This window comes from Alteromonas sp. a30 (assembly GCF_026788005.1).
Classification (GTDB): Bacteria; Pseudomonadota; Gammaproteobacteria; order Enterobacterales; family Alteromonadaceae; genus Paraneptunicella.
The window spans coordinates 38,557-45,619 of sequence record NZ_JABEPE010000023.1 but is presented as its reverse complement, the minus strand read 5'-3'; the positions used below and the strand labels follow the sequence as shown (position 1 = coordinate 45,619).

Genomic DNA, 7,063 nt, shown 5'->3' with positions numbered 1-7,063 from the left:
AAGCTTAAGTTGCTGCTTAAGCCTGGGTCTCACTTTACCGAAATCGGATGTTTAGGTGGGATTAATTATCCATACAAGTTACTTAAAAGGACGCAAAACGCTTGGCTTGTGCTCCTTCGTAGCTAATTTTAGCCAAGCATTTATACGTCCATTAGTAAGGCGTTAATGCTAGCGGAAAAGTTCGCTATGAGTTCCAATTCTGGCGAGTTTTAATGAATTCGTATCAGCTCTATAAATCAGCACTAAATCTGGTTTTACGTGGCAGTCACGATAGCCTTGCCAGTTTCCCGATAAGGCATGGTCAACATACTTTTCAGACAGGATTTCACCAAGCTGTAACTGCTTAATCACATGCCCAACTTCGATTACGTCAGGTATTGGCAGCTTTGCAATCTTCTTAAAATCCTTTTTAAACTGTGTTGCATATTCAAGAGTTAGCACTATTTTAAGCTACCAATATCTAGGTCGTTAAAAAGCTCTTCAACAGTTGCAGCTTTACTTCCTTTTCCTTCCTCAAGCTCGTCAATTGCACTTGCTGTCAAAGTATTTGGTGTTTTCGCTTTAAGTTCAAAAGGTATTCCACCATAATTAATCACGGCTTTTGCAAATAGCTTCAAGGCTTGCGAGGTGCTTAGGCCCATGTCTTCACAAACATTCGTAAACGCTAACTTTGTGTCATGGTCTATGCGCGTACTGAGCATTTCAGTTTTCATAAGTCATACCTTTGCATAACAATGTAATACATAGTAAAACAGACTGTATCAAAGTGCATATAACAGGTCAATGCAGCCGACCGCTGACGCGCTGTTTCGTTCAGCGTTATGTGACTAGGAAATTGAATGCACTGGCGCGGCTCCGTGATGTTCTTCACAATACGCGACCTCATGAAATGCTTTGTGCGTATCCAGTCCGATAAAAAACATGCTATGTTTATTCATGCTAACCTCCAAATGATTTAGTCCTAAGCAAACTAATTATGGCAATGGCTTTCAGCTAACCCACGAAAGTGCGGCGGCTAGCATTTCACTGGGAGTCATTGTGTCTATATCAAAAGGAACTTTGAATGTTACTCATAATTTTAGCGATCTTTGCCTTCTGCTTTATTTTGGAGCGTATCTTTGCCGGATGGGAATTGCCAAAGGTTAAAACGTGGCCTGTTCGTGTACTGATAATTAACGGTGTACAACTTGGAGTCGTTCTATTAGCTGGTGTTACTTGGGAAGTTTGGCTCTCGTCTTGGTCAGTCTTTAGGTTGTCAGACTATATATCGCCGGTAATTGGTGGCTGTATCGCTTACTTTATCGCAACGTTCGTCTTTTACTGGTGGCACCGGTGGCGCCATGAATACGATTTTTTATGGGTTGGTTTCCATCAGATACATCACAGTCCCCAAAGATTGGAGGTAATAACTTCATTTTATAAACACCCTGGTGAAATGATAGTTAATTCAATAATAGGTAGTCTCCTCGTTTATACGTTACTAGGCTTGTCCCTTGAAGCGGGAGCGATTTATACTTTTTGCACTGCAATTGGTGAATTTTTCTATCACACAAATGTAAAAACACCACGATGGGTTGGATATATTTTCCAGCGGCCGGAGATGCATAGAATTCATCACCAGTTTAATCGGCATAAAAATAATTACGGGGACATTGTGTGGTGGGACATGCTTTTTGGGACCTATGAAAATCCAAAAGATTGGGAACATACCTGCGGTTTTATGCCAGAAAAAGAAGAGCGCCTACTAGACATGCTGGCTTATAAAGATGTTCATAAAAAGATATAACAAATTTGTCTGGTTGATGTACGAACCCACGCAGCTTTTGCGTATTGCGATGTTCTCCACTTTACCACAAAATCCACCGGCTTGGTTTTGCTCCGTTTTACAATGTGGTGACAAAATTATGCCCATTGGTAAGGCGTTGATGTGACTCCCTTTGTCAACCCTGAACGAGTGTTTCCCTGACACTCTTTCAGCCCATAATCAGCTTTCAATTTATTCAAAGCAAATGAGCTAACGCACCGGATGAGGCAGTAATGTCGTCGGTTTTCATGCTGGTATGAGTTCGTTTTTCGGTTTCTACCCCGTTTCCACGAACGGTTTTATAAAGGCTTAAATAATCCAATAGGTAGAGTTTTTTCAAGAATGAAACAATTACCCCTATTCTTACTAAAGAAGGCCCAATAACTTTATCTATGCCAAAAGCTACTATTACAAACCAGATAGAAATCCATGCTACAGTAATGGCTGTAAAGAAGCTGAAAGTGAATCACATAAAAAGTCAAGTAAGAGGGGCATCGTAAGCTGCGTCCCATATTTGAAGCGTTAGCAGTTTTTGGAGATTGAGTTTGTATCAAGTAGTTGAAAAAATAGTTTCTGTTGATGATTTCCTTCGATTAAGAGAAGTTTCAGGTTTAACTCCTCGCCCTCATGATGCGGCCAAACGAGCATTACCCAATAGCCTTTTTGGTGTTCAAATTGTCATTGATAACCATACTGTAGGTATGGGACGTGTCGTCGGTGATGGTGCACTAAATTTCGAAATTGTAGATGTTGCTGTAGAGCCAACCTATCAAGGAAGAGGATTTGGCCGAATGATAATGCAGAGTATTATGGATTACCTTGATCGTGAAGCTCCAAAGGGAGCATATATAACTTTAATGGCTGATGTACCAGAGTTATACGAAAAATTTGGGTTTGAATTAAGCAGACCTGAAAGCGAAGGTATGTATATAGTCAAATAAACTGCTGCTACAAGTCAATTATGTTATGGACGAAAAACGCTTGGCTTGCGCTCCTTTGTCGCTAATTTTAGCCACGCTTTTATACGCTCATTAGTCAGGTGTTAACCGTAAGTTGCACACTAATTATTATCGAAGGAGAATTAAGTGGATATAAATAACATCATAACTTTTATAGCGGTAGCGACGTTGTTGGTTATTTCACCAGGCCCTAACGGTTTTCTTATCGCTAAAACAGTCCCATTGTCTGGTCAAAAATCGGGCTTTGCGAATATTTGGGGGGTCGTTGCTGCATTTTACGTGCATGGCACATTGTCCATCTTTGGCATCTCTGTGCTTTTGGTTCAATCTGCTCAAGCTTTCTTTGTTTTTAAAATGCTAGGTGCAGCTTATTTAATCTGGATTGGCATGAAAGCACTTATTGGTGCCTTCAAAGTTACCAATACAGAATTACCCGATTCAGTTCCGAAAAATATTAAACCTGTTTCAATGCGAGCCGCTTTTTCGCAGGGGTTTTTAACAAATGTACTCAATCCCAAAGTATCGATGTTCTATTTGGCCGCGTTTCCACAATTTATCTCCGTGAATGAGAGCGCTATAAATGCATATGCGTTGGTTACAGTACATTCTATGGTGAACTTTATTTGGTTTTCCATGATGGTATTTATGTTGTCGCGTATCAAAAATGCTACAAACAACGTGCGCTTTAAAAGGTGGTTAAATTACACAACTGGTATTGTGTTTATCGGGTTTGGTTCTAAATTAGCGTTAATGAAGAATGGATAAAGGGTAAATTAAGTTTTCTAGCGTGGCGGTACCTCAAAGATTATGCCGATACGTAACTGCCGCTTAGCTTAGCGTAAGGCATCCACTGCATCATCAAAGGAAGTCGTCGTTGAAAATTAACTTACGAGATATCACTAAAGATAACTGGGTCGATATGATTGACCTTGAAATAACAAAAGAACAAGAAAAGTTTGTTGCTCTCCCTGCCGAAGCCATCGCGGCGTCTAAGTTTTATGATTATTATGTTAACCGAGGCGTTTATCTTGGTGACAAACCAATCGGCTTTATTCAATATTATCCCAATTATGACGATGGAAAACCTAATGAAATATTCATCGACCAATTGTTGATTGATACAAGCTTGCAAGGTAAGGGATATGGCTCTGAAGCAGTGAAACTTGTGCTTGAAGAAATCAAGCAATTGGATGGCTTTAACTCAGTGTCTATCTGTTACGTTGAAGGGCATGACATCATGAAAAAGTTCTTTGAAAAATTCAGTTTTCAAGTTGTCGAGCAAGATGAATTCGATGAAACAATCATGGAGTTGCACTATGCCTAAGTGCAATCTTCAAACGGAAAAATACAGTTGGCCATTTTTTACGGCTGTTAATACATAGGGATAGAATAGGAAAGCTTCGCGTGAGCAACGCCTCGTTCGTTAATCAGAGTTGATATATCTTCCCGAATAAACAGGCTTCCGAGCCAATAATGTACCGTAGCGATTTAGTAAACATTGGACACTAAACTATTCCCTTTCTCGCTTTATGCGGTTTTATCTTGCTATGCTCGTGCTCACCATGAATAATTAAGTCCGTTTGGTTATATCAAGGCCAACGATTTTAATTAAGGACATATGGGTCTCCACAATTTTGAAAATTCGCACTTCGCTCTGGCACATTGATGTTGAGTTAAGTGGGGAGTCCATATCATTCGTTAAATGATAGGAAAGAAATTATGAAACTAAGAAAGATTCATCGTTTAGTTGCAATAACCCTCTCACCCTTTCTGCTTTTACTGGCCATTACAGGTTGTCTCTTATTTTTCCGTAAACTTGGCATCTATGAAAAAGAGATAAAAGAGATCTTGGTTGGCGTTCATACATGGGAGATTGTAATGCCGTATATTGGGTTAATTCTCGGCGCCGGCTTTTTATTCATTGTAGTTAGCGGCATTATATTATTCTTCAATCCTAGAGCATAAAAACATAGCTTAACAAGCTACCAAATGTTGTCGGCTTAAAGCGTGCTGAAGCTTCGCTGCTGGGGTACTCAGTGCGCTAAATGGATATTTATTTTATTTCTGGAATAAGATTACTTCTTTGCAAAAACGATAAAACAAATCGGCTTTTTGCGATGGTAATCGGCTATTCGGGCGAATGCACCACAGCGGTGATTCGTTATCAACTAAGCGATTAGGGAGAATTTCAACTAACTCGCCCTTTTGAATACAGGCGTGAACCGCTAATTGTGATCGCATACCAATTCCCAACCCTTGCTTGATGGCGGCCGATAAGCATTCGGCATTCGATAACAACATACTTTGACTGTGATTTAAGGTGACGCGTTGGTGTTGTTCATCTAAACAGTGCCATTGTTTTAGCCAAGGCAAGCAAACGCTGCGATGATGTTTGAGTTCATCAATGGTTTGTGGCTCGCCAAATTCGGCTAAATAGGCGGGAGAAGCGCACAATATACGTTTATCGTCGATGATTTTTCTGGCAAGCAACCGCGAGTCCGGTAACTTACCCACTCGAATCGCCAAATCGATGCCTTCATCGGAAATATCGCGTTGGTGGCCGGTGGCAATAAATTCGAGTTGGAGCTTGGGATGCTGCGCTTGAAATGAAGCTAAGTTTGGCAGGATAAATAAGTTAAGGACCCAAGGTGGAATGGTGATGCGTAACTTGCCTTGTAAGCTATGAGGATGAGGGGAGAGTGAATCATTAAGATCGGTGATAGCGTCTAAAATTGGTAGGAGCTTTTCATAAAAGGTTTGCCCTTCTGGTGTTAAACGGACGCCTTTGTTGCTTCTGAAAAACAATGAAGTACCGGTAATTTTTTCAAGCTTAGTAATACGATGACTTAAGGTCGCAGTGGGGATGTCTAGTTGTTTGGCTGCCGCAATGATGCCACCTGTTTCGATAACTGCAACGAAACTGGTTAAATCGTTAACATGATACATGTTTATTCATTTCCTCCTGTTTGTGTTTCAGGTTTAACTCACTCAGCAAAGAGTTAAGAATTTTGAAACAGATTTTATTCGTATTCGAAAAAATGAAATGTCGTGTATGAGTTTATTTGATTGTTTAGTCAGTTGGCAAAATCTATTCTCTGTTTTTTGTAAATGAAGTCGATCATCATGAAATCAATACGTTTGATACTAGTCGCGTTGTTGGCGTGTTCTTCACTAAGTTGTTCTTTGCTAAGTAATACAGCCCAAGCCGCGTTAACCAAGGTAGCTGAGTTGCCCGCACACACGCCACCGGGCAATATAGCCATTGCTCCCAATGGACGCATTTTCTTAAGTGTTCATGGCTTTTATGGGCCCAAAACCAAAATTGTTGAATTGTTGCCCGATGGTAAAACCGTGGCCTATCCAAATGCTGAATGGGCAAGTGCGCCTGTGTTGTCTGAAGAAGGAGTCCTCACACAAGAAGGCTTAAATGGTGTGCTTGGCCTAAATGTGGATCACAATGGTATCCTTTGGATGCTAGATGGCGCATCTACTGAGCCTGCGCCGGGAATTAACGCGCGTTTAGTGGCGTGGAATACGCAAAAAGAAGCGCTGCACCGTGTTATTTACTTAGGTTTTCCCATTACCCGCAAAGAAAGTTTTGTAAACGATTTAGCTATCGATACCAAACATGATGCCATTTACATTACCGATGTTGCTTCACCTGATACCGCTGCGCTTATTGTGGTCGATCTAAAAACAGGGTTAGCGCGCAGAGTATTGCACGGTAGCCAATATACACGTCCTGAAAACATCGATATGAACATTAATCATCGCGTGATTACCTTAGGAGGTAAGCCGGCTCGCATTGGTGTGAACCCTATCAGCATCGATAATAAAAATGAGTGGGTGTATTTTGGTGCCATGAATGGTGAGTCTATCTATCGCGTCAAAACCACCGATTTGCTGAACACGTCTTTAAGTCAAAGTTCGCTGGAATCAAAAGTGCAGCGTTATGGCAATAAACCTATTTCCGATGGTATCACGGTCGATAATGCTGGGAATGTATATGTGACTTCCATTACCGATGGCAGCATTGGCGTGGTGAAACCCAGTGGTGAATATCAAACTTTGTACCAAGATGAGGGAATTAGCTGGCCAGACGGTTTTGCGGTAGGTCCTAACAACCAAATTTACTTTACGGTGAACGAGTTGCATTTATCGCCAGTATTAAACAATGGCAAAAATGCCACAAAAGGGAAGTTTGCCGTGTACAAATTCGATGCGTTGGCTCCAGCTAGCACAGGCCGTTAACGCTTATTTAACCTGTGCTCAGCTTTTTCAAATTCTTAAAGGCGTTAGT

Annotated in this window: 10 protein-coding genes; 6 read left to right on the top strand and 4 right to left on the bottom strand. The window is 40.9% G+C overall.

The features are described from left to right. Positions 1–168: 168 nt before the first annotated feature. Together HJG39_RS16900 and HJG39_RS16895 are read right to left on the bottom strand one after the other, a co-directional pair. On the bottom strand, positions 169–441 hold the full coding sequence (locus HJG39_RS16900; protein ID WP_268411059.1) for a type II toxin-antitoxin system YafQ family toxin: 273 nt from the start codon (positions 439–441) through the stop codon (positions 169–171). Then, entirely contained in the window at positions 441–713 is a 273-nt protein-coding gene (locus HJG39_RS16895) for a type II toxin-antitoxin system RelB/DinJ family antitoxin (protein WP_268411055.1), read from the bottom strand. Before HJG39_RS16895 ends, HJG39_RS16900 begins: the two co-directional genes overlap by 1 nt. A 350-nt stretch (positions 714–1,063) precedes the next feature. Between HJG39_RS16895 and HJG39_RS16890 the strand changes: the two genes are divergently transcribed. Continuing rightward, a complete protein-coding gene (locus HJG39_RS16890; protein ID WP_268411053.1) occupies positions 1,064–1,786 on the top strand; it encodes a sterol desaturase family protein in 723 nt (240 codons plus the stop codon). A gap of 214 nt (positions 1,787–2,000) precedes the next feature. Here HJG39_RS16890 and HJG39_RS16885 read toward each other — a convergent pair whose 3' ends face one another. Beyond that, positions 2,001–2,144 (bottom strand): hypothetical protein, encoded by a 144-nt coding sequence (locus HJG39_RS16885; protein WP_268411049.1) that lies wholly within the window; start codon positions 2,142–2,144, stop codon positions 2,001–2,003. A gap of 205 nt (positions 2,145–2,349) precedes the next feature. Here HJG39_RS16885 and HJG39_RS16880 point away from each other — a divergent pair, with 205 nt between their 5' ends. The 4 genes from HJG39_RS16880 to HJG39_RS16865 all read left to right on the top strand — a co-directional run bounded on the left by HJG39_RS16880 (position 2,350) and on the right by HJG39_RS16865 (position 4,728). After that, positions 2,350–2,745 carry a GNAT family N-acetyltransferase gene (locus tag HJG39_RS16880; RefSeq protein WP_268411046.1) on the top strand — a complete coding sequence of 132 codons (396 nt, stop codon included), beginning with the start codon at positions 2,350–2,352 and terminating at the stop codon, positions 2,743–2,745. A 144-nt stretch (positions 2,746–2,889) separates the two neighbouring features. After that, entirely contained in the window at positions 2,890–3,528 is a 639-nt protein-coding gene (locus tag HJG39_RS16875; protein WP_268411045.1) for a LysE family translocator, read from the top strand. Between the two features lie 109 nt (positions 3,529–3,637). Beyond that, positions 3,638–4,087 (top strand): GNAT family N-acetyltransferase, encoded by a 450-nt coding sequence (locus HJG39_RS16870; protein WP_268411044.1) that lies wholly within the window; start codon positions 3,638–3,640, stop codon positions 4,085–4,087. A gap of 395 nt (positions 4,088–4,482) precedes the next feature. Next, entirely contained in the window at positions 4,483–4,728 is a 246-nt protein-coding gene (locus HJG39_RS16865) for a hypothetical protein (RefSeq protein WP_268411041.1), read from the top strand. Positions 4,729–4,821: 93 nt separating this feature from the next. Here HJG39_RS16865 and HJG39_RS16860 read toward each other — a convergent pair whose 3' ends face one another. Beyond that, a complete protein-coding gene (locus HJG39_RS16860; protein WP_268411039.1) occupies positions 4,822–5,709 on the bottom strand; it encodes a LysR family transcriptional regulator in 888 nt (295 codons plus the stop codon). Between the two features lie 177 nt (positions 5,710–5,886). Between HJG39_RS16860 and HJG39_RS16855 the strand changes: the two genes are divergently transcribed. After that, complete coding sequence (locus HJG39_RS16855; protein ID WP_268411037.1) at positions 5,887–7,014, top strand: L-dopachrome tautomerase-related protein; 1,128 nt, start codon at positions 5,887–5,889, stop codon at positions 7,012–7,014. Positions 7,015–7,063 lie beyond the last annotated feature (49 nt).

Bases quoted from the DNA above. Each gene is read 5' to 3' on its own strand.
- HJG39_RS16895 (WP_268411055.1), bottom strand. From the start codon at position 713: ATGAAAACTGAAATGCTCAGTACGCGCATAGACCATGACACAAAGTTA.
- HJG39_RS16890 (WP_268411053.1), top strand. From the start codon at position 1,064: ATGTTACTCATAATTTTAGCGATCTTTGCCTTCTGCTTTATTTTGGAG.
- HJG39_RS16865 (WP_268411041.1), top strand. From the start codon at position 4,483: ATGAAACTAAGAAAGATTCATCGTTTAGTTGCAATAACCCTCTCACCC.
- HJG39_RS16860 (WP_268411039.1), bottom strand. From the start codon at position 5,709: ATGTATCATGTTAACGATTTAACCAGTTTCGTTGCAGTTATCGAAACA.
- HJG39_RS16855 (WP_268411037.1), top strand. From the start codon at position 5,887: ATGAAATCAATACGTTTGATACTAGTCGCGTTGTTGGCGTGTTCTTCA.